Annotated in this window: 22 protein-coding genes, 4 tRNA genes and 1 other RNA gene; 10 read left to right on the top strand and 17 right to left on the bottom strand. The window is 40.1% G+C overall.

The genetic code is table 11. The annotated features are described in order from the left end of the window. Nucleotides 1-171 precede the first annotated feature (171 nt). The 5 genes from murJ to ATHSA_RS01985 all read left to right on the top strand — a co-directional run bounded on the left by murJ (nt 172) and on the right by ATHSA_RS01985 (nt 3,968). Nucleotides 172-1,698, top strand: a complete 1,527-nt coding sequence (gene murJ / locus ATHSA_RS02005) for a murein biosynthesis integral membrane protein MurJ (RefSeq protein ID WP_161847517.1) — start codon at nt 172-174, stop codon at nt 1,696-1,698. A 116-nt stretch (nt 1,699-1,814) separates the two neighbouring features. Continuing rightward, a complete protein-coding gene (locus ATHSA_RS02000; RefSeq protein WP_161847516.1) occupies nt 1,815-2,372 on the top strand; it encodes a hypothetical protein in 558 nt (185 codons plus the stop codon). An 89-nt stretch (nt 2,373-2,461) separates the two neighbouring features. Then, the gene (locus tag ATHSA_RS01995; RefSeq protein ID WP_161847515.1) at nt 2,462-2,899 is read left to right on the top strand and encodes a hypothetical protein; all 438 of its coding nucleotides are present in this window, start codon (nt 2,462-2,464) and stop codon (nt 2,897-2,899) included. Between the two features lie 54 nt (nt 2,900-2,953). Continuing rightward, nucleotides 2,954-3,028, top strand: a tRNA-Pro gene (locus ATHSA_RS01990). A gap of 79 nt (nt 3,029-3,107) precedes the next feature. Beyond that, nucleotides 3,108-3,968: a bifunctional methionine sulfoxide reductase B/A protein gene (locus ATHSA_RS01985; protein WP_161847514.1), complete on the top strand. Its 861-nt coding sequence runs from the start codon at nt 3,108-3,110 to the stop codon at nt 3,966-3,968. 49 nt (nt 3,969-4,017) lie between these two features. Here ATHSA_RS01985 and ATHSA_RS01980 read toward each other — a convergent pair whose 3' ends face one another. The 10 genes from ATHSA_RS01980 to ATHSA_RS01935 all read right to left on the bottom strand — a co-directional run bounded on the left by ATHSA_RS01980 (nt 4,018) and on the right by ATHSA_RS01935 (nt 14,242). Then, nucleotides 4,018-5,070 (bottom strand): ABC transporter ATP-binding protein, encoded by a 1,053-nt coding sequence (locus tag ATHSA_RS01980; protein ID WP_161847513.1) that lies wholly within the window; start codon nt 5,068-5,070, stop codon nt 4,018-4,020. A 10-nt stretch (nt 5,071-5,080) separates the two neighbouring features. Then, the gene (locus tag ATHSA_RS01975) at nt 5,081-5,881 is read right to left on the bottom strand and encodes an ABC transporter permease (protein ID WP_161847512.1); all 801 of its coding nucleotides are present in this window, start codon (nt 5,879-5,881) and stop codon (nt 5,081-5,083) included. Continuing rightward, nucleotides 5,878-6,747, bottom strand: coding sequence for an ABC transporter permease (locus ATHSA_RS01970; protein WP_161847511.1), 870 nt, complete (start codon nt 6,745-6,747; stop codon nt 5,878-5,880). The genes ATHSA_RS01975 and ATHSA_RS01970 overlap by 4 nt, the downstream gene beginning before the upstream one ends. A 27-nt stretch (nt 6,748-6,774) precedes the next feature. Next, on the bottom strand, nt 6,775-8,025 hold the full coding sequence (gene iscB / locus ATHSA_RS01965) for an RNA-guided endonuclease IscB (RefSeq protein WP_161847510.1): 1,251 nt from the start codon (nt 8,023-8,025) through the stop codon (nt 6,775-6,777). Between the two features lie 284 nt (nt 8,026-8,309). After that, nucleotides 8,310-9,563, bottom strand: a complete 1,254-nt coding sequence (locus ATHSA_RS01960; protein WP_161847509.1) for an extracellular solute-binding protein — start codon at nt 9,561-9,563, stop codon at nt 8,310-8,312. A 77-nt stretch (nt 9,564-9,640) separates the two neighbouring features. After that, nucleotides 9,641-10,399 carry an inositol monophosphatase family protein gene (locus ATHSA_RS01955; RefSeq protein ID WP_161847508.1) on the bottom strand — a complete coding sequence of 253 codons (759 nt, stop codon included), beginning with the start codon at nt 10,397-10,399 and terminating at the stop codon, nt 9,641-9,643. A gap of 10 nt (nt 10,400-10,409) precedes the next feature. After that, on the bottom strand, nt 10,410-11,189 hold the full coding sequence (locus ATHSA_RS01950) for an SDR family NAD(P)-dependent oxidoreductase (RefSeq protein WP_161847507.1): 780 nt from the start codon (nt 11,187-11,189) through the stop codon (nt 10,410-10,412). Then, nucleotides 11,179-12,669 (bottom strand): FGGY-family carbohydrate kinase, encoded by a 1,491-nt coding sequence (locus ATHSA_RS01945; RefSeq protein WP_161847506.1) that lies wholly within the window; start codon nt 12,667-12,669, stop codon nt 11,179-11,181. Before ATHSA_RS01945 ends, ATHSA_RS01950 begins: the two co-directional genes overlap by 11 nt. Then, nucleotides 12,666-13,463, bottom strand: a complete 798-nt coding sequence (locus ATHSA_RS01940; RefSeq protein WP_161847505.1) for a BtpA/SgcQ family protein — start codon at nt 13,461-13,463, stop codon at nt 12,666-12,668. Before ATHSA_RS01940 ends, ATHSA_RS01945 begins: the two co-directional genes overlap by 4 nt. A 14-nt stretch (nt 13,464-13,477) precedes the next feature. After that, complete coding sequence (locus ATHSA_RS01935; protein ID WP_161847504.1) at nt 13,478-14,242, bottom strand: DeoR/GlpR family DNA-binding transcription regulator; 765 nt, start codon at nt 14,240-14,242, stop codon at nt 13,478-13,480. Between the two features lie 274 nt (nt 14,243-14,516). Here ATHSA_RS01935 and ATHSA_RS01930 point away from each other — a divergent pair, with 274 nt between their 5' ends. After that, entirely contained in the window at nt 14,517-15,161 is a 645-nt protein-coding gene (locus tag ATHSA_RS01930) for a methyltransferase (protein WP_161847503.1), read from the top strand. Here ATHSA_RS01930 and ATHSA_RS01925 read toward each other — a convergent pair. The 7 genes from ATHSA_RS01925 to dprA form a co-directional block, all read right to left on the bottom strand. Beyond that, on the bottom strand, nt 15,158-16,273 hold the full coding sequence (locus ATHSA_RS01925) for an MFS transporter (protein WP_161847502.1): 1,116 nt from the start codon (nt 16,271-16,273) through the stop codon (nt 15,158-15,160). The genes ATHSA_RS01930 and ATHSA_RS01925 overlap by 4 nt on opposite strands. Before the next feature lie 18 nt (nt 16,274-16,291). Then, an RNA gene (rnpB, locus tag ATHSA_RS01920) (RNase P RNA component class A) lies at nt 16,292-16,619 on the bottom strand. A gap of 3 nt (nt 16,620-16,622) precedes the next feature. Then, nucleotides 16,623-17,384 (bottom strand): 5'/3'-nucleotidase SurE, encoded by a 762-nt coding sequence (surE, locus tag ATHSA_RS01915; protein WP_161847501.1) that lies wholly within the window; start codon nt 17,382-17,384, stop codon nt 16,623-16,625. Nucleotides 17,385-17,454: 70 nt separating this feature from the next. Further along, nucleotides 17,455-17,531 (bottom strand) — tRNA-Arg (locus ATHSA_RS01910). 4 nt (nt 17,532-17,535) lie between these two features. Beyond that, nucleotides 17,536-17,611 (bottom strand) — tRNA-His (locus ATHSA_RS01905). Nucleotides 17,612-17,618: 7 nt separating this feature from the next. Beyond that, nucleotides 17,619-17,695, bottom strand: a tRNA-Arg gene (locus ATHSA_RS01900). Nucleotides 17,696-17,730: 35 nt separating this feature from the next. After that, nucleotides 17,731-18,651: a DNA-processing protein DprA gene (dprA, locus tag ATHSA_RS01895; protein WP_161847500.1), complete on the bottom strand. Its 921-nt coding sequence runs from the start codon at nt 18,649-18,651 to the stop codon at nt 17,731-17,733. 159 nt (nt 18,652-18,810) lie between these two features. Here dprA and ATHSA_RS01890 point away from each other — a divergent pair, with 159 nt between their 5' ends. Genes ATHSA_RS01890 through thpR form a run of 4 tightly spaced genes read left to right on the top strand, consistent with a single transcriptional unit; the run spans nt 18,811 to nt 21,708 of the window. Next, a complete protein-coding gene (locus tag ATHSA_RS01890) occupies nt 18,811-19,353 on the top strand; it encodes a DUF4416 family protein (protein ID WP_161847499.1) in 543 nt (180 codons plus the stop codon). Next, the gene (rimO, locus tag ATHSA_RS01885; RefSeq protein ID WP_161847498.1) at nt 19,350-20,633 is read left to right on the top strand and encodes a 30S ribosomal protein S12 methylthiotransferase RimO; all 1,284 of its coding nucleotides are present in this window, start codon (nt 19,350-19,352) and stop codon (nt 20,631-20,633) included. Before ATHSA_RS01890 ends, rimO begins: the two co-directional genes overlap by 4 nt. After that, nucleotides 20,630-21,169, top strand: a complete 540-nt coding sequence (pgsA, locus tag ATHSA_RS01880; protein ID WP_161847497.1) for a CDP-diacylglycerol--glycerol-3-phosphate 3-phosphatidyltransferase — start codon at nt 20,630-20,632, stop codon at nt 21,167-21,169. Before rimO ends, pgsA begins: the two co-directional genes overlap by 4 nt. Next, on the top strand, nt 21,166-21,708 hold the full coding sequence (thpR, locus tag ATHSA_RS01875; RefSeq protein ID WP_161847496.1) for an RNA 2',3'-cyclic phosphodiesterase: 543 nt from the start codon (nt 21,166-21,168) through the stop codon (nt 21,706-21,708). The genes pgsA and thpR overlap by 4 nt, the downstream gene beginning before the upstream one ends. Nucleotides 21,709-21,710 lie beyond the last annotated feature (2 nt).

The following is a 21,710-nucleotide window of genomic DNA, read 5'->3' as shown; positions in this document are numbered from 1 at the left end:
CCTTTAAACAATTCAAAGTTAATTATAACACTAATTTGTAAATATAATGTATACTGAATTCGCTTTAAAAGCCGATTATCTCAATAAGTGAATAGTTATAAGTGAAGAGTTTTTCTGATTACGGATCACGCGCTACGTACCTGTCTATCGAATCGATTTGGAATTTGAATTTTGTTTGGTATACTTGATCGAATTCTGCAAAATAGGGTGTTAAAAACGAACGATGAAAAGATCTCTTCACAGGATATAATAAGCGGTACAGTATGGATAACTCTCTTTGTTGCCGGATCGAAGTTACTTGGCTTTGTAAGGCAGATGCTTGCCGGCATGCTTTTTGGAACGAGTGGAGGTTACGACGCCGTCATCGTGGCTTTGGGACCTACGGATATAGTCGCCGGAATAATAGCCGGTGCCTTTGCCTCTATGGCCGTACCAATTTACATAGAAGAGAAAAGGCACAACCATCACAGAGAATACGCAAGATCTCTTATTACCTTCACATCTATCTTTCTCGTCTTATTCGGAATAACTCTTGCGATTTTCCCATCCTTTTACATTCGTATCTTTGCTCCCACCTTTAAGGGAGAAGAATTCAGGATGGCAGAAAATTATCTTAGAATTTATTCTCTTCTTCCACTGTTAAATGGGTGGTCAAATCTTTTCGGATCTTTTTTGAGAGCCGAAAGAATGTTTTTTCAATATTCGGTAGCCCAATTTTCGGCAAATCTTTTTTTGATACCTGCCATGCTTTTGTTTTATCCATTTCTCAAGGAAGGATCTTATGCCCTCTCTCTCGAGTTTGGAACTGGAGCGATAGGCCTTACGGCGTATCTTTACGGAAGAAAGATATGGGGAAAGATTCCATTTGGATTTGATCGCGGAAAGATAAAGCATACCTTTTATCTTGCCATTCCACTTTTGCTCTCCTCTTCAGTTGCAACGATAAACGGCGTTGTGGATAGAGCCTTCGCAAGCGGTCTTGAAGTTGGCAGTATTTCATCTTTGAACTATTCTTTTACGATAGTTGGGATGATAAACGGGATCATAACTTCCGGAATTCTCACGACTTCCTTGACCAGTCTCTCCGAGAACGCGATCAATTTCAACGGAAATGCAATCGTATCTCAAACCCGTGCTATCTTCGAGTCTATGATAAAGATTCTTGCCCCGATAACGGCTTTTACCATCGTTTGCGCCGATTTAATAGTAAAGATAATATACCAAAGGGGAGCCTTTACGGCCGATTCAACCCTTATGACTGCCTCCACTCTCGTTGCCTATTCACCCATGATAATAACCGTTCCACTTACAGGCATCCTTGCAAATATATACATCTCTAAAAAGCAAACGTTAAGACTGACTTTGATAAGCGTTCCCATGATCTTTTTGAATGCTTATCTCGACTGGATATTGATGATTCCTCTAAAACAGGCAGGCATAGCGGCTTCTTCAAGTATAGTCTCATTTTTACTTTTGTTTTTGATGATATACGATCTTGGTGTATCCGGAATGAGCGGATTTTTTTCGATAAAAACGATTTTGCCTGTCTTGACCTCTGTGATTTACGTGATCGTATTTTACCTTTCAAGATTAAGTGCTTTACCGAAGGATATAATTGCGACCTTTGTGTTTTTGATGCTTTTATTTTTCTTTGGAAGAAATGAGATAAGAATGGTGATAAAAAGATTAATCAGATAATGTCCAAGAATGAATTATCGGCCAGGTTAAGTGTGCACCGTCTTTTATTAAATTCGAAAAAGTGTTAGAATAATTAAAATCGAAATGGAATTCCTAACTTTTAGGGAGGTATAAGAATGAGGAAGATATTGCTTTTTCTCTTAATAACAGGTGCGTTTGCTGGGCTTATATTTGCAGATTACATTTCACAGAATGATTTTGCTAATGCTCAGAATTATATTTTTGAACAGTTAACTTTGAAGGCCACCGATGGATCTGTCGTTCTTGGAGTGGCGGCCAAACCAATTACTTTGACATTTTTAGGTGAAATGTTAACTTACAATTCTGATAATACCCTTCAGCATTTTGCCGATGTTCTATTTAAATTGAATTACAATCCTGATATGTACGTAATTGTTGGATTAAAAGGCCAGGAGACACCTGTAATTGTTGTCAAATCAGGTGTTCGAAAATACGTATCCTTAACGAGTCAAATGATCGGGAAATACAATGATTATAATTTGTGGCTATGCGTAATTCCAATTTCAGAATCTAATTATTACATAACGGCTAAGCAAGCATTTTCAGATGATTCATTTTTGTACTTTATGCCGATGGACGATAAACTCGGAACCCCTCTCTGTCCAAAATTGGGACCCGTAACTTATCAGCAAATTATACAGAACCAGCAATAATCATCGTAGATTATAGTTGATCATATATCCCTTGGGGTCCATCTTTTTTACTGGTCTTATTCATTTTATGTAAGGGGAGATGATCTGGAATGAAATTTTGGATTTTCATGCTTGTTCTTGTCTTGTTGGTTCCTTTGGCTTTTGCACAAAACTTCTTTGTCGGTCTGGAAACAAATTCTGGATTCTTGGGAATAGGCGGTGGAATTGATACACCTCACGCGATAATAGGTGGATCTTTGCAGAGTTACTTTGGAGAGACGGACATAGGATTGAATTTTACCAATGTACTTGGCAATCTTTACAGTACCAATAATTTCAACGTCAAGTACGGATGGACTTCTTTGTTTTATCTGACAAGCGGCTACGTTACAAACTTTGGATTTGGAGTTGGAGGATCCCTTATTGAGCATTTGAAGGTACAAAATATGCCGTTTTTGTTTAGACAGACTGTTTCTTTAAACACATCCCTTATGAGTTTGGGAGCATTTGTCATAGGAACCAATTTTGGCTTTTACTACGAATTTTGATAGTGCCGTACCTCTTGTATTAGCAAAGATCTTGTGGTATACTTTTTAAGTACTCGGGGCGTAGCGCAGAGGTAGCGCACCTGTCTTGGGCACAGGGGGTCGCTGGTTCAAATCCAGTCGCCCCGACCAAATTCCGGCTGTGGCCGGAATTTTTATTTTATTCCGATTGTGATATAATAAAATTGATAATTATTAGCAGGAGGTTTTCATGAAAAAAGAACTTTTGAATGAATTGAATCCTTATGAGGAATTCGTGATAATAAAAAAGGGAACGGAAAGGCCTTTTACCGGAAAATATGATGATTTTTACGAAAAAGGCACGTATATCTGTAGAAGATGTGGATTACCGCTTTACGAGTCAAAAAGTAAATTCAAATCTGATTGTGGATGGCCGAGTTTCGATGAAGAAATACCCGGCGCCGTAAAAAGGCAATTGGATGCAGACGGAAAAAGAATTGAAATAACTTGCGCTTATTGTGGTGCCCATCTCGGACACGTCTTTGAAGGTGAGGGATATACACCGAAAAATGTAAGGCATTGCGTTAATTCGGTATCGATGGAATTTGTGCCAGAAAGAGAAAAGGTTAGAAGAAATAGAGCATTCTTTGCCGCGGGATGCTTTTGGGGATCTGAATACATGTTTAAAAAGTACAAAGGAGTGCTTGATACACGCGTTGGATACATGGGTGGAAAGGTAAAAAATCCGTCGTACGATCAGGTTTGCACCGGCATAACAGGACATTACGAGACGGTCGAGATTATATACGACAATACGTCTGTCAGTTACGAAGACCTTGTAAAGTTTTTTTTCGAAATTCACGACTTTTCTCAATTCGATGGTCAGGGTCCCGACATCGGCGAACAGTACAAAAGCGTTATCTTTTATACGAACGAAGAACAGAGACAGATTGCCGAATCGGTAAAAAAGTCTCTCATTCAAAAGGGACGGATAGTCGCCACACAGATAAAAAGGGCCTCTGATTTCTGGTTAGCCGAAGATTATCACCAGAATTACTACGAAAAAACTGGCAAAGTTCCTTACTGCCATTTCAGAAGAGAGGTTTTTTAACGTCTTTTTAAGCAAGAATTCTCCCACTTCTATAAGTGGTGGGAGCATGTCACCTTTTTATAACCACGGCATCTTTTATGACGACCGTTACGTTCGAATTCACATCTCCCACGTCATTGACAGAAGGAGAAAAGGTTTTTAGGGTGGAATTCTTTCCTATTCTTATTCTGTATTCGAGACTTCCACCGAGGTACAACTTGGATTCTATAGTGCCTTTTATGCCATTTTCGCTTGACCTTCTTAACTCCACGGCCTCGGGTCTTACGAGTAGCACTTTAGAATCGTAATTGTTTATCATGCCTTTCCTTGCCTCTATCAAGAGACCATCATTTGATCTGAAAAGTACCCTATCCTGTGAAATTTCTTTTTCTACATCTCCATCTATGAAGTTCGTTCCTCCTATAAATGAGGCAACGAAGGCATTCGCGGGCGTAAAGTAAACTTCTTTTGGATTTCCTATCTGAATTATAATTCCAGCCTGCATTATCGCGATCCTGTCAGATAAAGTCATGGCCTCTGCCTGATCGTGTGTTACGTAAACTGCCGTTATATTGACTTTTCTTTGCAATTCTTTAAGTTCGTATCTTACCTCTTCTCTTAGTTTTGCGTCTAAATTTGAAAGTGGTTCGTCAAAGAGCACCACCGATGGATGTGGTGCTATTGCCCGGGCAACTCCAACCCTTTGCTGTTGGCCTCCAGAAATTTGTTCTATACGTCTGTTGGCCAGTTCTTCTATTCTCAGCATTTTTAGCATTTCCATTACCCTGATATTTATCTCTTTCTCTGTCATATGTCTCATTCTCAATCCGAAGGCAACATTGTCAAATACGTTCATATGTGGAAATAGCGCGAAATTTTGAAATACCATCGTTAAATTTCTTCTTTCCGGTGGAAAATTCGTTATGTCTTTTCCGTCTATCAATATCTTTCCTTCGTCGGGAGAGATCAGACCGGCTATCATTCTTAGAGTTGTGGTTTTTCCGCATCCGGACGGTCCGAGAAGAGTGAAGAATTCTCCATCTTTTATCTCAAGCGCTTCTATGGAAGAGGCCAAAACCTTTCCATAATATTTTTTTAGATTTTTAATTAAAATCGTAGACATCTTATCCTCCTTATCCTTTTATGCCCGCTCCGGCCACGTATTCACTCTTTATGTATTTTTCCATCAAATACACTATGAACAGAGAAGGAACTATCAAAAAGACGCTTATTGCCGATGCAGGACCGGGAGAGATATAATAACCTCCGACATACCTGTAAAGAAAGACTGGAAGTGTAACTATATTCGGAAGACCCAAAAGTAATGTTAAGAGGAATTCATTCAAAGACCACGAAAATGCAAAAACTGATCCCGAAAGTAATCCGGGTGTGACAAGGGGAAGGTATATCTTCAATATAGTTCTTAATCTCGTTGCTCCAAGCACTCTTGCAGCCTCCTCAATAGATGGATCTATCGATTCAAAGGACGCCTCAACGCTTCTGAACATGTAAGGTGTTGCGCCTATCATGTGAACTAAGACTATGGCCATGTAATTTCCTATCAATCCGAGTTGTGTGTAAATAGAAAGTATCCCTATTCCACTCACGATTGGAGGCACGATTAGGGGTATTAGAAAAAGATTTTCTATCAACCTTTTTGATTTTATGTCCTTTGTTCCTATTATATACGCTGCCGGTATACTTATGATTGCTGAGAAAAGCACCACAAGAGGCGCTATGGTAAAACTCAAGATTAAACTTTTGCCAAGCCCTGCTTGGATAACCTGAACGAATGATCTAAAACCTAACTGGGTTGGAAAGAGCGATGTGCCGTACCATATCGTGCTGAAGGCCCATTCAAATATAACAAAGACCGGAAAGAATATGATCAAGACTATTATTATGCTCACAAGGGATGTCGATATCCTCTTCATCGTCTTTCACCTTGAAGCCTTGCTATTATCTTTGTGTAAAAATAAGTTATTAAAATCGCACTTATCATGTATATGACAGACTGAACCGATGCCATCCCGTACTCGGAAAATTGCGTTACGTCATTGTATATGGATATCGACATGTACTGTGGCCAACTTGCTCCAAGGATGAAGGCAACGGAGAAGGCCCCAAACATGCCTATGAAAGAAAGAATAGATCCGGCCAAAAATCCAGGCATTGATAATGGAAGGACTATTTTAAAAATACTCTTCCAAAAGGTCGATCCCAATGTTCTTGCGGCTTCTATCAAAGTTGGATCTATCATTTTGAGTGTACCAGTTATCAAGAGCACCATGTAAGGAAAATTCATCCAAACATTTGCCACTATTATTCCTATTCCATTCGGATCATTCACAAGCAACATATTCGGATTTACTATCCCTGTTGCGGCGAGTAATCTTTGAGCGTATCCACCGGGAGAGAGTAAATTCCACCACGCGAATGCGGAGATCAAATAAGGAATGAACAAAGGTATTTTGTACGTTGCAGAAACAAAAGATTTACCCTTGAAGTTGACAAAATAGAAAAAGATCGCAAGAAAAAATGAAATTACGCTTATAATCACAGTGGCAAGGGCTGAATTCCAAAAACTAAACCATAAACTCTCAAGATAAGGTCCTTTTAAATCGAAAAATTTCAAATAATATTCTAAGGTGAACTTTGGAGGCTTCATTGGCCCCAAACTGTAAAGTCCAAAGGATTGGAGAAAAACCAAGATCAAGGGTAAAACGAATATAAAAGAATAAAAGATGATAACCGGAGAAAGGTAAAGTAACGCAACGGAAAATTTAACCTTTGGCTTCATCGTTCTTGTGGCAAGGAGACTCCGATCTTATGTAAGTTGGAGAGGAATTGCCACATTCACCTGCCTTTCTATCAACAATGTTTTTGCACTTTCCAGTTTCTTTAACTGTTTCCAGTTCGCAGACACATGTATCTTGCTACCATCCAACTTTCGTAAATCAAAGTATCCACTTGTCCGAAGACCGTATATGAAACATTCCTCATCATTGTACAGAACTTTGTCAAACCTTTTGTATCCTTTTGCAGATTTGATCGTGTTAACTTTCTTTCTCCCACCATTCAACATATTTGCTTTGTGCAATGATCTGTTCTGCCTTCTTACAAATTTGGCAAAGAATGATGATTCTGTCCTCGTCGTTGTTGCATCTCCTCCTGCGATTATGAGAGCATCTGTATCATGTGTTTTACTTAAATTGCTTGCCATTCTTTTGCCCTTTGTGATATTTCCAAATGTTACTTCTGTCAGATATCTTATCCTAAGTCCCGATACTATGAATTGCCCAATCGTGGAAACATGGCTTGCGTCTTTTAAACCTTTTATCTTTTGATTTACTCTCTTTGTGATCTTAATCTTTCCTTCGTGTATTTGTTTGTGCTCATCGGCAGTTAATACAATCAGATTTTCCGGTGTATCTGTGCCTCCCATGCTTTTGGGGATAATGTGATGAACTTCAAGAATGCCTTTCTTGCCTGAGTATTCAGATTTATACCCAGCACGCCACAAACAATACTCTCTTACATCGCTAAAGCCTTTCTGCACTCCGTTCTGGTATTCCACTCCAGAAATCTCGGGATTCATTATTTTTTGCGTGTCAAATGGTGCTATTTCTACAACTACTCTTGCAATTGGAAGAATTTTAGAAAGGAAATGAATTATTCTTATGTGAGCCTCTACTTTCCATCTGACAGACGGCGCAAGCCATTTGTCTTTTTTCCTGTTCAAAAATCGTGCTTCTCTGTATCTCGTTTTATAACTTCTTCTATCTCTTCTGTACATTCTTCGTTCCGTCATTAAATCATGAATATCTGTCCTCATATCAAATTGTCCTGCAAAGAGTTCTTTATTTCCAGATATTGCTGACGCTCCTGCATGACGTGATCCTATGTCCATTCCTACTGTTACATCCTGCGTGTATTCTTCTGAGTCATACAACAATTGAATCGTGAATGGAGTGCGTCTTACCACTTTTGCCATTCCAGATTTAAGCATTCTTCTTACCTTGCCATGTCTTTTCGTAGGCATCAAAGGTTTTCCTGATTTGCTTATTACGTAAACCATCTTCAATCTCCTCAGAGATAAGTCAGTCTTGCGACTGTTAGATGCTCATCGCCAATGTTATTCGTGCTTTTGGGCTTACCACACTGTTCCTACCCATCAGAACTGTTTAATGGTAAACGACAGAGCCTGAAACTTGAGCAGCATCTCAGGGTGTCATGACACGAATAACGTAGTCTTGCGACTTAGGCTAATCAACAAGGGCTTTTACAAGCCCCCACCTCTAAAGGTGGTGGGGTGTTGACTCTTCCCTCCTAAAAAGGTCAGGCGTAGAGCCTGACCTAATTTTATTGAGACTTCGCGATGATTTGAGTCCAGTCTTTCATCAATTCATCCATGTAGAGGCCCGATCTCAGCCAGAGAGGATTCGTTACACTGTCAAGTGGTACCCAATAAGGCTGCGTTTTTATCGCTTGGATAACCTCTGGTTTATTCATGACTCCCGTAACGACCGGGAAGGCTCCTCCTCTATCAAGTACTATACCAGTTTGAACTTCATTCGAGAGCAGGTAATTGGCAAGGACCATTGCAGCGTATTTATGGGGAGCGTTATAAGGAATGAAGAGTCCATCCATTCCGCCTGCATCCATAGTCGGTTTTGGTATGTAGAGGCCAACTATATTCGGATCCAGAAGTCCCTGTTTTATCCACGATGCCGTAACGTCAAGCCATTGTGGCTCAAGCCATACTTGACCCTTTGAAAAGAGGGAGATTGCGGCAGAGTTTCCCGCTGGATAGAATCCGGGCTGGTACATGTATTTTTGTAATTCTTTTAAATATCCCCACAGAGAGTATCCCTTTGGTCCGACGGTATTCCAAAGTTCAGATCCAAGTGCTTTATTGTATGGCATGCCCATTGAATTGTAATATCTATCATAGCCGTAGAGCCATTGTGAAAGCGTTATAAGGAAGGTATGGCCACTTCCGCCGGTATTTGGATCACAATAGGTGAATTTGCCCGGATTTGCCTTAACCCATGCCATTAAATCGTCCCATGATTGTGGAGGATTCTTGACCATCTGCTTGTTGTAAAGGAAGGCTACTTGCCACCATATAAATGGTACAAAGGCTCCATTTGTCGGGATCATGTCCGTATATTGAAGTAAATATGGATCTACTATATTTCTTGCGTTTGGTATAACGTAACTCCATGGATACTTCCATACAACTCCCGCATTCCACGCATCGTTAAAAGGTATTGACCATGTGAAGACAAGATCCATGTCTCCAACATTCTGTCCGGCTTTCTGTTCGGCAAGAAGTTTCTGTAAAAATGCGTACCAGTCTCCAAATATGAAATTGACCTTTATACCGTATTGTTTTTCGAATTTTGGTATTAAACTTTCAAAGTAAAGTTTGTCGTATTCGGCACCGTACGCGTACCAAGACACTGAGCCTTCCTGCTTTGCCATTTGAACGACGGTGTCCCATGACGGTATAGGACCTTGAGGACCCGTTAAACCTGCCGTAGAAGTATCGGCCAGAGCCGTAATCGCTAACAAAGCGACTAACGCAACTAAGATAATTACTTTACCCCTCATCATTACACCTCCTTTTGAAGTCTATTCACTTTTAACATTAAAAGTTTCTCCCATTTATATCCCAAGATTAAGTGAATTTAAAATCCCTTTAAAATTCTTAGAATTTCTTGGTGTATCTCAGGTATAGCGCCGACTATTTCTATTTCTTTTAGTTTGTAGTCTTTTCCATCAAAATTCGTGATCTTCACTCCTGCCTCTGTGGATATCGCTATCCCCGCGGCAACGTCCCATGGGTATATCTCGTCCTCCCAGTATCCATCTATCCGTCCGGCCGCAAGATAGCAAAGTGACAAAGCCGCGCTTCCGAGAATTCTAACTTCCTGAACAGATGAAATGATCTTTTTTGTCTCTTCGATGGCACGCATCATCTTTTGACGATTGTAAGGAAGGCCTGTTGAAAGGATAGAATCCTTAAGGTCCTTTTTCTTTACAGAAAGTTTTTTCCCATTCAGATATGCGCCTTTGTCTTTGATACCGTAAAACAACTCATCTCTTAGAGGGTCGTAGACTACCCCGATAATTGGCATTTCATTTTCCCAGTATCCTATTGAAACGCAAAAGAATGGTATTCCATGCACAAAATTAAGCGTGCCATCGAGAGGATCGACGTAAAAAGCGTTTTTTTCCGTAATTTTCTGTGTCGATTCTTCTGCCACAATTGGGATATTGGTTTTCTCCAATGTTTCAATTATTGCTGACTGCGAATCAAGATCGACAGAAGTTACAAGATCTGCCGATGAACTTTTGATTTTAACATCGTAGGAACTTTCATATCCGTCTTTCAAGATACTTCCGGCTTTCTTTGCCGCCTCTATCATGATTTCTATTATTTCCACGTCTCCTCCTTTAATGCATACATGCGCCGCCGGTCACATTTATCGCTTGTCCGGTCATGAAATCCGCATCTTCGGATGCAAGAAACAATACAACCTTTGCCACATCTTCCGGATAGCACAGCCTCCCAAGCGGTGTCTGTTTTATATATCCCCTTCTTATCTCTTCTGGATCATCTACGCCCCTTAATTTCGCTTCCCACACGATTTCTCTGTCTTGCATGGAAGTTTTGACAAAGCCGGGACATACGGAATTGACATTTATCCCGTACGGTGCAAGTTCTTTGGCTGCGGCCTGAGTAAAGCCCACAACGGCGAATTTTGAGGCCGAATAATGAGCGAGCAGATCTGCTCCTATCTTCCCGGCCATAGAGGCCGTGTTAACAATTTTTCCCTTTCTTCTCTTTATCATGTGAGGGACAACGTATTTACTTACAAGCCAGACACCTTTGGCATTTACATTCATGTTGAAATCCCATTCTTCCTCTTTTAATTCCCAAAAATAGTTCATTGTCGATACACCGGCGTTGTTTATCAAAATGTCTATCACCTTAAAATCTTCTATGACCTTTTTGACGACTTCCTCTACCATCTTTGAGTTTGTGACATCGAGTGCGTATGATCTGACCATTTTGGAAATGCTTTTCAGATTCGTGGCAGTTTTTTCAAGTTCATTTGTGTCTAAATCCGTAAGGGCAAGCAATGCGCCCTCCCGTGCAAAGCCTTCTGCTATCGCCTTTCCTATGCCTTTTGCAGATCCTGTAATCAGGACAACTTTATTCTCAAATCTCATCTTCTTTTACCTCCCTGAGATTGTAAAGTTCTTCGTAAATAGGTCTTAAAGACATGTACAGTTTTTTGTATATTGTGTAATATTTTTCGTATTTCAGATGGTTTTGAAGGTTGAAATGCGTGATCTCAGACTCTTCATCTTTTTCAAAATCGTACAAATTCTTGATTATCCCGGCCGAATATGCCGCAAGCAAAGACACGCCAAAGACAGATCCCTTTTCTTTTTTGTAATTCAGATCCATGCCTATAATGTCTGAGACGATTTGACGCCAGAGTGGATTTTTGGCCCCTCCATCTGAGATAAAGACTCTTTTTATCTTAAATCCCGCCTCTTTCAAAATTTCGATATGATGGTTAAAGCCGAATGAAACACTTTCGAGAAGAGATCTGAATATGTCTCCCCTTGAATGATGAAGATCGAGTCCGAATATCAATCCGCGCGCTTTTGTGTCGAAAATAGGTGTTTTCTCTCCGAGAAAGTACGGCAGAGTTACTATGCCTTCAGATCCTATCGAACTCATTTCGGCCAATTTGGTAAGTTCATCGTAATCGTCTGTCTTTAAAAGATTCATGTACCATTTTATAAGAGAGCCGCTTGTCGCCATACAACCGTTTAAAACGTATTTGCCGGGTATGTCATGGTAATCAAAAAACAGGCGCTTTTCAGTTTTAAAAGAATCTGTGACAAACATTATATCGCCTGCGCCCCCGATCTTAAGAAGCAGATCCCCTTCCTCCACAAGCCCAACTGCCAAAGATGCCGCTATGTGATCGGCTGAACCTGCTATAACTGGTATTCCATCAGGTAATCCGGTCTCTTTTGAAACTTCTTTACTTACCTTTCCGATTATCTGTGTAGGATCAAAGATGGGTGGCAAAATCTTTTCATCGATGTCGAGTTCTTTCAAAAGTTCTGTGTACCATCTCTTTTCTTTTACAAGTAGCATCCCGCTTTCTAAAGCCCAGTTTAATTCAACATGAGGTACTCCCGTTAATTTTGTGGCTATGAAGTCATAAGATCCCATTATCCAGCGTGTCTTTTCAAAACTTTGAGGTTCATTTTTTCTTATCCACATGATCTTCGGAAAGATTATCTGCTGATTTATTGTATTTGCGGTAAGTTCGAAAAATTCTTCACCTTTTATCATTTCCTTTAAAGATTCTATTTCTTCAGTCGATCTTGAATCGTTTTGAAGGATAGCATTTCTTATCACGTTGAGATCATCGTCTAAAAGTACAAGGGCCGGGACCATACCAGTTACACCTATAGATCCTATTCTTTTTCCAAATCCATCTCTTAATCCCATCAACAACGATTTTAGGTCTTCCCACCATCTTTGTGCATTCTCTTCCGCAAAGCCCGCTTTTTGTGAAATAAGATCGTGAGGTCTTTCATCTTGGAAAAGGATCCCATCCTTTCCCATAACCATTATTTTTATTCCCGTAGTCCCTATATCGATTCCGATCGCTAAATCTCTCATCTTATTCTATTTACCTCTTTCATGAAATCGATGACTCTTTCTTTGTCTATTGGATTCCAGGTGATACCGTCTTTTTTCAAACTCGTGCCGACTATCGCTCCGTCCGCTGCCTTTAAAAGTTCGGAAACGTTTTTGATGTTAACGCCTGTATTCACAAAGACAGGAACATCGACCCTTTCTTTTACCCTTTTCAAAGTTTCAACCTCCGGTGCAACGCCTGTCATAGGACCGGAAATGAGAATAACATCTGCAAGAGAGGAAAAGGCGACACTTTTTGCTATCTCTTCGATGGGACGTCTATCGAGATTGTAAGCGAATTCTGCCGAGATGTTGAAAAATATAGATATATTCTTCCCGTCTATTAACTTTTTGTACCTGTAGAGATCACCAACATTTGTATTCCATAATCCCATATCAGAGACATAAGTGCCTGTGATTATTTCCCTTATGAATTTCGCTCCCGTGGCTTTTGCAATTGAAAGCGCGGCAGATGGATCCCACAGGACATCTATTCCGAAAGGGATTTTTATCATTTCCGATAATTCTCCTATGACCGCACTCATAGAGGCTACGGTCATGTAATTTGCTTCAAGTCTGTACGGCCTATCATTTTCGTTGCAAAAGATAAGACCATCTATCTTTCCTTCTTGAAGAGAGATAAGATCGTTTTTAACCCTTTCTTTTATGTATCTCATGCCTTTTTCGTCATCGTAAAGAGGAGAACCTGGTAAAGGTGGAAAGTGAACCATTCCTATAACAGGTTTTTCTGTACCGAAAAGATCCTTGATCTTCATATTTATACCCCTTTCTAACACAAGATCTTTATTCCATTTTTATTCAAATATTCTGTAACGTCTTTTGGTAAATCCCTGTCTGTTATTAAGACATCGAATTCTTTAAGATCTGAAACCTTTATGAAGGCATTTTTTCCATACTTTGAATGATCGGCAAGAAGGTACCTTTTCTCGGATAGCGCTATCATTTTTCTCTTTATTTCAACTTCAAAATCAGATGAGTTAAAAGTTCCCGCTAAATTCCATCCGTCCGTTGCTATGAAAGATTTTTCAACGTGAAATTGATTTAAAAAATTCACCGTCTCATTTCCTCCTATGCTGTAATATCCCGATCTTACAGATCCACACGCTACGATCGTTCTTATGTTGGGATGCTTTGAGAGTTCCTCTGCAACCTTGAGATCGACAACGACTGCCTTAATGCCTTTTTTACTTCCCATTATCTTTGCAAGGTAATATATCGTTGTTCCCGAATCTAAAAAGATGGAATCCCCGTCGTCAATTTGATCGAGCGCTATCTGGGCTATCTTTTTCTTCTCTTCGATCATATTCGAAAGTTTAAGATCGAACATTGGCTCGAATCCGGATTTGTCGAGAGAAAAGACTATTCCTCCTCTTACCCTTCTCATGGGTATTTCTCCATCAGATTCGAGATTGACTATGTCACGCCTTACAGTTGCTTCTGAGACACCGAGCAATTCTGCAAGATACTTCGTGGACGCATTTCCTTCCTGCGAGATCACTTCGAATATCTTTTTGATTCTTTCCGATTTGTTCACTATACCACCTTTTTGCATTTACGATCATTTTATTGATTGTAATTGATCGATTTTTGATCATTATAATCTCATTGTTTCAGAATTTCAACTCCGTTTTTTATTGAAATAAAATCGTTATTGGCAAAAAATGTCAAAAATTCCATTTAACATTCATTTTCCTTTTTTTATCTTTGATTTGTTTTGATTTTAAGATAATAACTTAACATTACAGTAAAAAAGTAAAAAGTCATGGGAATTTTGTTCGGTATATAATTGAAATGAAGGAGGTTTGTTTATGTATGTCCCGGAATTTTTAACGCCACAAAAAATGGAGGCAAAACATACCCATGCCTCGATCTTGCTTGGTACTCTTTCAAAGATAGGAACGATCTCAAGAGTTGTTGAACTTGGAAGTGGAAATGGCGTTGTTCTTGTCATTATTGCAAAATTGAATCCTGTAAAAGAACTGATCGGAATAGAGATAAATGAAAGATCCTGCGAGGTTGCTCGGAAGATCGTCGAAATGAATGGATTGAAAGAAAGAATAAAGATAATAAATGCGGATGTAAGGGATGCTTCAAAGATTTTAGGGTACGAAAGCGTGGATTGTGTTGTCTTTAATCCACCATTTCACAACGATGGAAAGAAAAGCAAGGAGAGCGAGAGATTCTTGGAGAGAAATGTCGATGATTTTGAAGATTTCGTTGTGGCGGCCAAAAGCATTTTAAAATACGGCCATGAATTTTTCGCGATAACTTCTCCCAAAAATTTAATACTCGATGTCAACGTATTTGTAAAGCACAACATGACACCAAAATCTATAACGCCGATTTACGGGAAACTTGGAGTTGATTCAAAGATGATCTTTGTGGAAGGGAAAAAGGGCGGAAAGATGGGAGGTTTTAAATTACATTCCCCCATCATGTTAGATGATTTCTAATTTAGATCCGGCGATCTTTCGAAAAACGCGTAGATCAATCCTATAGCAAGCGAAAATATTCCAAAGAAGAGATATCCATTTGCAACACCCACTGTGTTTGATATCCATCCTCCAAAGACATCGCCAAAGATCATCGAAAGCCCGCTTGTCGTCATCCAAAAAAGTGCATGGGCGTCCGATCTGTGAGATGGTGAGATCTTTGAATTCACGTAGTAAAAAACAGCGTAATATATCGCTACCCAGTTGAAAAATTCAAAAGACTGGATTGCGACGATGGCGACGGGATTTGAAATCAGAAAGGTAAGAATCCACCTAATTCCAAACATCACCGATCCAATAACGAGCATTTTCTTTACGCCTAATTTTTTTACGATTCTATCGGCAAAAAAGAAAAATGGTATTTCGGCCAATGCCTGAACCGCTATCGATATTCCCGCAAATGAAACAGGATATCCCCTTGAACGCATGAAAACTGGCATAAAATAAAGGCCAAAAGCATTTGAAGAGAGCACTAAAATTTCGAAAATAAGCATTCTGTAAAATTGCGAAGGCAAACTTCTTAAAGAAAACTTTACCTTTTGATTTATGTTGTATCCCTGTGTCTTTGGAACGAGAAGGGAAGATATGCCTATAAAAGCAAATGAGAGTGATCCGATGAGAAAGAAGAAGAAATGATCCGTTGTGTATCCAAAAATAAGCATTACGAGTGCGTATCCTAAAGATCCCATCATGCGGGCCTTACCAAATGAAAATCCGAATTTATTTGCGTTGTAACTTGCCATCGATTCGGCTATTGGAATTATCGAGGTCCATAAAAAACCAGCCAAAAAAGAGATCAAAAAGATGGCCCAAAAATTTCTAAAAAGATATATAAGCCATATGGAAAAAGCGGTCGTAAAGGAGATAAAGGTAAGTACTGAATTTTTGACTCTTTTGTCTGAAACTCTCATCCAAAAAGGATTGGATACAAGGATAATTATCGCGGCAGTACTGCCTAAGATTCCATTTTGAAGGTCTGAAAAACCCAATTGGTTGAAGTAATTTCCTATGAAGGTAAAGAAAGCCATCGGAAGATATATTGAAAACTCAAGTAGCCAGAATGACCAGATCATGCGACCTCCTAAAATCAATGAGGAAATGGAACTGTAAGCCGGATTCTGTCTTGGATGACCATCTATCTTGGAGATACGTTACCGTACCCCTCGAGCGACCTACCAGAGAGATCGGCGGGCCACCTAATATCCTCTCGACTTGGTCTTGCTTCGGGTGGAGGTTACCAGGCCGAACGGTTACCCGTTCGCCGGTGAGCTCTTACCTCGCCTTTCCATCCTTGCCCTTGCGGGCGGTTTCCGTTTCTATGGCCCTCTTCAGGGATCACTCCCTCCGGGCGTTACCCGGCACCCTGCCCTGTGAAGTCCGGACTTTCCTCGGCAATGCCGCGATCATCCGTTCCATTTCCTCTCATTTAAAAAAACTCTCTTTTTTCAAAATTTCCATAAAGACAGGATCGTTATGAAACAGAGTCAAAGGCGTTACGGAAACGTAATTCTGTTCGACGGCATGATAATCTGCCTGAATATCTTTATCGTCTTCAACTATCTCGCCTATCATCCAGTAATAGGTATTCCCGAAAGGATCCTGCCTTGCCTCAAAGAAATCTTTGAACCTTCTTTTAGACTGATGTGTCAGTTTAAATCCCCTGATATCGTCGTAATCGATGGCCGGCACATTGACATTTATGGCGGAGAACTTTGGAAAAGTGTCTAATTTTATGTGATTTATGAGTTCAATCACAGCCTTCGTTGCGGACAAAAAGTTCGGATTGCTATTTGAACAACTTGAGACCGCTATCGAAGGTATTTCCATAAGGGCTCCTTCCAAGGCTCCGGAGACTGTACCCGAATACATAACGTCTGTTCCGAGATTTGCGCCTTTGTTGACACCGCTTACGACAAGATCGACTTTTTTGTCCTTTAGAATCGCCTGCACGCCAAGTTTAACACAATCTGCCGGCGTACCATTGACGGCATATCCAAAGAATTGGTTACCGAATTTAACCTCCTTGGCCCACAAAGGATTCCTTATCGTTATAGCATGACCAGTCGCGCTTCTTTCTATGTCTGGAGCAACAACGTGGACCTCGGCTATCTCAGACAATTTTGTGGCCAGAGTTATTATTCCCTCTGACATTATACCATCATCATTGGTTATGAGTATTATCATCTAATCACCTCCGAAAATTTGTTCATTTATTGTACAACAAAAAACCCCCTTTTAACAAGGGGGATACCTGTGGCGCGCCTGACAGGAGTTGAACCCGCAACATTCGGATCCGAAGTCCGACGCTCTATCCAATTGAGCTACAGGCGCAATTTGGGGTGGCTGGTGGGGCTTGAACCCACAACATTCGGATCCACAGTCCGACACTCTACCAATTGAGCTACAGCCACCACGCTATGGCGCGCCCAGCAGGAATTGAACCTGCAACCTACGGATTAGAAGTCCGTTGCTCTATCCAATTGAGCTATGGGCGCTTACATCTGAAATTATATCACATCATTTTTCATGATTACAAGTTCAATTTGAATCTGTCTGTAAAATCCTTTGAAACAATTCCATCTATTTCAAAGGCCGTTAATCTCGAGTTCACCTCATTTACACCGACTCCAAGATAGATTGCAATCTCTTCGAGACTCTTTGGCCCACCTTTGAGAAGATCCAAGATGGGATCTTCTGGAATAGAAGATTTGACGCTTACGTATCCGAATTCTTCAAGTACATCTTCGGCAGAGGTTACACACTTTGCGCCATGCTTTATAAGGTTTATAGTTCCTTCGCTTGTCGGAGAAAAAATAGATCCCGGAACGGCAAAAATTTCGCGTCCTTCTTCAAGACCAAGACGAGCCGTTATTAAAGAGCCGCTTTTGGTCGACGCTTCAACCACTATTATTCCCATGGACAATCCTGCGATTATTCTATTTCTCTTCGGAAAGGTCCACTTTGCCGGCATTGTACCGAGAGGAAATTCACTTACAAGACATCCGTTTTCCATAACCTTTTGAAAGACGGTATCTTTTGATCTCGGATAGACGATATCGATGCCGGTTCCGAGCACTCCTATTGTCAGACCATACTTTGAAGCCTCTTCGTGGGCAACGGAATCTATTCCATGGGCAAGACCACTGACTATCACAACGCCCGATCTGGAAAGTTCGGTCGATAGTTTTGCGGCGACGTTTCTACCGTAAGATGTGGCCATACGTGATCCAACGATGGCTATCGCGAATTTTCCCAGAGCGTCCATTCTCTTTCCCTTAACGTAAAGCAATAACGGAGGATCTTTTATCTGTGCAAGAGAAGATGGATATCTTTCGTCTTCGATCGGGATAAGTTCTATTCCAAGATCTTCGCATTTTTTTATCTCATTTCTTACATCTTTCGAATCCGGCGGTCTGTTCAAGATCTTCGAAAGAGCCTCTTCTAATTTCATATTACCCCCCTGAAATTTTGATTACCCGATTTCAATTTTTAATTCACGCAAAATCGCCTGCCATCTTTTTGATTCGGAATTTGGGACTGATTTTAGTATACCAAAAGAGATTTAAAAGTATGATATAATTTTTTAAGATTCCGATGTGTGGTGATCTGAGTGGGAAAAGTCAAAAGCCCAGAACTTGTGAATTTGGTGTGCGTGATCTTCGGTAGCGATATAAATTACAGGATAAAAGATCTCACAGAGATACTTGAAAAGAATTTTGGCAAGATCGATTTTGTGTCTAAGCCGCTCGATTTCTCTGCTTTCACTTCCTATTACGAAGATGAGATGGGAAGTCCTCTGAAAAGCAGAATCGTTAGTTTCGAGCCTTTGATCCATCCATTTGAACTTGCAGACATAAAGTCGATCACGAATAAAATAGAGATGGACTTTTCAGTTGAAGGCAGAAGAACATTTAACATAGATGCGGGATACATTCATCACAGTCAATTTGTTCTCGCTTCAACGAAGGCATGGGGAAGTAGAATTTACCTTAAAAATGGAATTTATGCCGAGATAACGCTTCTCTTTTTGAATGGCCACTTTCGGCCTTGGGAGATGACCTATCCCAATTACAGGACGCCCGAGTACATCGGAGAACTTGAAAAAATAAGGGATATATATATGGAAAAAAAGAGAGCGTTAAAAAGGTTATGAGAATATGGATAGATGTCTTAGGATGTCCTAAAAATGAGGCCGATTCGGACGCACTTAAGGCCATACTTGTGAAAAGAGGTCATGAGATAGTAAAGGATTTAGACGATGCAGATGTTGCGATAATAAACACGTGTGCTTTTGTATCGGATGCAAAAAGGGAATCTGTAGATGAGATATTGGAAGTTGTCAATTACAAAGATCAAAGGGATATCAAAGTAATAGTCCATGGATGTCTAACGCAGCGCTACTTTAAAGAAATAAGAAAGGAAATAGGCGAGATCGATGCCGTTCTCGGTGTTGTTCCACCGTTGAAGGTTGCACAAGCCGTAGAGAATCTTGAAGATTTTAAAGATTCTCCTCAACCTATTTACGAATTCCTTGGAAGGACTATCGATGAAAAGCCATACGCTTACGTAAAGATAGGCGATGGTTGCGATAGAAAATGTGCGTTTTGTGCCATCCCGTCGATAAAAGGTCCACTAAAAAACAGAGGGTATGATGATATTCTTGAAGAGATAAGATTTCTTGTCCAAAATGGAAAGAAAGAGATAATTCTTGTCTCCCAAGATTCTACGAGTTATGCCTATAATGGTAAAAATTTCATGGATCTTTTAAGATCTATAGATAGTATAGAGGGAGAATTCTGGATAAGACTTTTGTATCTTTATCCAGACGGCATCGATGAGGATCTCGTTATGACCGTTGCAAACTCCAAAAAGATACTCCATTACTTTGATATGCCCCTTCAACATGCATCACCTAAGATTTTAAGGTTGATGAGAAGAAATCCGGACCTCGAATCAATCAAGCGCAAGATCTCTTTCATAAGATCTGAAATACCGGATGCCATTTTTAGAACATCTTTCATAGTTGGCTTTCCTCAGGAAGAGGAGAGTGACTTTGAAGATTTACTCCGATTCATCGATGAGATGAAGTTCGACAGAGTTGGTGCCTTTATTTACTCTGACGAAGAGGGCACCGAATCTTACAACTTAGATCAAAAGGTCAAAAGGAGCGTTGCAAGGTTAAGATTTAACAAACTTTTAGAAAGGCAACAAAGGATAAGTTTGGAAAGAAATAAAAAATTGGTCGGAATGAATTTTAAGACACTTGTTGAAGGCTTTGAAAACGGAATGTATTTCGGCCGAACCTATATGGATGCACCAGAAATAGATGGCTTGGTCTACATTTCCTCTTCGAAGCCTGTTAAGATCGGAACTTTTGTGGATGTAAAGATTAAATCCTTCGAATTTTACGATTTAGAAGGAGAACTGAAATGAGAATAACCATTGCGACAAGATTGACGTTGCTGAGGATCTTCTTTGTGATTCCTTTTATGATCTTTTCGATCATAACTAAGACTGATACCTCTTTGGCGGCCTTTATAATTTTCATAGCCGCCTCGGTAACGGATTTTTTGGATGGAAGAGCCGCAAGATCGATGAATGAGGTTACAACTCTTGGGAAATTCTTCGATCAGATGGCAGATAAAATCCTTGTAGATGCAGCCTTTTTGGTCTTTCTCCAACTTGGTTACGTCCAAAGTTGGTTTGTGATAACCGTTATTGCAAGAGATTCCGCGATCAGCGGATTGCGCATGATAGCGGCATCAAAGGGAAAGGTCATAGCGGCGAGTTGGTGGGGAAAGTTCAAGACAACGTTTCAGATGGTCTTCATAATTTTTGTGTTGTTTTACAGAATAACTCCTGTTTTTGGATGGACTTTGAACGTTGTTTTGATGTGGGTAGCACTTGTCATGACCATTATTTCCGGTATTGAGTACTTCGTTAAAAACTGGGAGGCATTAAAAGATTGAGAACCTTCATGGCCATTAGAACGAATGATGAAGTTGAGAATGAAATGGTCAAGATTCAGAAGTTTCTTATGGACAATGAATTTTTTGGCACATGGCCAAGAAAAGAAAATGCCCATCTGACCCTCTTCTTCTTCGGCGATATAGATGAAAAGAAGATGGAAAAGATAGAAGGCATTATGGATGATGTATCAAAAGATTTTAAACCATTCTCTCTCGAATTCAACGGTGTTGGTGTTTTTCCTCCAAGAGGGCTTCCACGCGTTCTGTGGATGAGAGGGATTGGTGAGCAGGTATCGACACTTTATTCTTCTCTGAATGAAAGGTTAAAGAAGATAGGCTTTTCATTCGGTACAGAATTCACACCGCATCTTACGATTGGAAGGCTTAAAAGTGTCCCAAAGAACTGGAATGAGACGATTTCGAAAATCGAGTATGATCCGTTAAGAATTGAATGTAAAGATATCGAGTTATTTTCTTCAACTCTGACACCTAAGGGCTCGATATACAGTTCAATTCACAAAAGTGAATTTGGAGGTTAAAA

The sequence above is a fragment of the Athalassotoga saccharophila genome (assembly GCF_009936215.1).
In the GTDB taxonomy this organism is placed as follows: Bacteria; Thermotogota; Thermotogae; order Mesoaciditogales; family Mesoaciditogaceae; genus Athalassotoga; species Athalassotoga saccharophila.
The sequence above is the reverse complement of the archived record's forward strand: the minus strand, read 5'-3'. Positions and strand labels throughout refer to the sequence as shown.

Excerpts from the sequence above, each read along its gene's own strand:
- ATHSA_RS01930 (WP_161847503.1), top strand. The coding sequence starts at position 14,517 with ATGTATGTCCCGGAATTTTTAACGCCACAAAAAATGGAGGCAAAACAT.
- ATHSA_RS01940 (WP_161847505.1), bottom strand. The coding sequence starts at position 13,463 with ATGAAGATCAAGGATCTTTTCGGTACAGAAAAACCTGTTATAGGAATG.
- ATHSA_RS01970 (WP_161847511.1), bottom strand. The coding sequence starts at position 6,747 with ATGAAGCCAAAGGTTAAATTTTCCGTTGCGTTACTTTACCTTTCTCCG.
- iscB (WP_161847510.1), bottom strand. The coding sequence starts at position 8,025 with ATGGTTTACGTAATAAGCAAATCAGGAAAACCTTTGATGCCTACGAAA.
- ATHSA_RS01960 (WP_161847509.1), bottom strand. The coding sequence starts at position 9,563 with ATGAGGGGTAAAGTAATTATCTTAGTTGCGTTAGTCGCTTTGTTAGCG.
- ATHSA_RS01925 (WP_161847502.1), bottom strand. The coding sequence starts at position 16,273 with ATGATCTGGTCATTCTGGCTACTTGAGTTTTCAATATATCTTCCGATG.
- surE (WP_161847501.1), bottom strand. The coding sequence starts at position 17,384 with ATGATAATACTCATAACCAATGATGATGGTATAATGTCAGAGGGAATA.
- ATHSA_RS01985 (WP_161847514.1), top strand. The coding sequence starts at position 3,108 with ATGAAAAAAGAACTTTTGAATGAATTGAATCCTTATGAGGAATTCGTG.
- pgsA (WP_161847497.1), top strand. The coding sequence starts at position 20,630 with ATGAGAATAACCATTGCGACAAGATTGACGTTGCTGAGGATCTTCTTT.
- ATHSA_RS01980 (WP_161847513.1), bottom strand. The coding sequence starts at position 5,070 with ATGTCTACGATTTTAATTAAAAATCTAAAAAAATATTATGGAAAGGTT.
- dprA (WP_161847500.1), bottom strand. The coding sequence starts at position 18,651 with ATGAAATTAGAAGAGGCTCTTTCGAAGATCTTGAACAGACCGCCGGAT.
- ATHSA_RS01975 (WP_161847512.1), bottom strand. The coding sequence starts at position 5,881 with ATGAAGAGGATATCGACATCCCTTGTGAGCATAATAATAGTCTTGATC.
- ATHSA_RS01995 (WP_161847515.1), top strand. The coding sequence starts at position 2,462 with ATGAAATTTTGGATTTTCATGCTTGTTCTTGTCTTGTTGGTTCCTTTG.
- ATHSA_RS01945 (WP_161847506.1), bottom strand. The coding sequence starts at position 12,669 with ATGAGAGATTTAGCGATCGGAATCGATATAGGGACTACGGGAATAAAA.
- ATHSA_RS02000 (WP_161847516.1), top strand. The coding sequence starts at position 1,815 with ATGAGGAAGATATTGCTTTTTCTCTTAATAACAGGTGCGTTTGCTGGG.
- ATHSA_RS01950 (WP_161847507.1), bottom strand. The coding sequence starts at position 11,189 with ATGAGATTTGAGAATAAAGTTGTCCTGATTACAGGATCTGCAAAAGGC.
- rimO (WP_161847498.1), top strand. The coding sequence starts at position 19,350 with ATGAGAATATGGATAGATGTCTTAGGATGTCCTAAAAATGAGGCCGAT.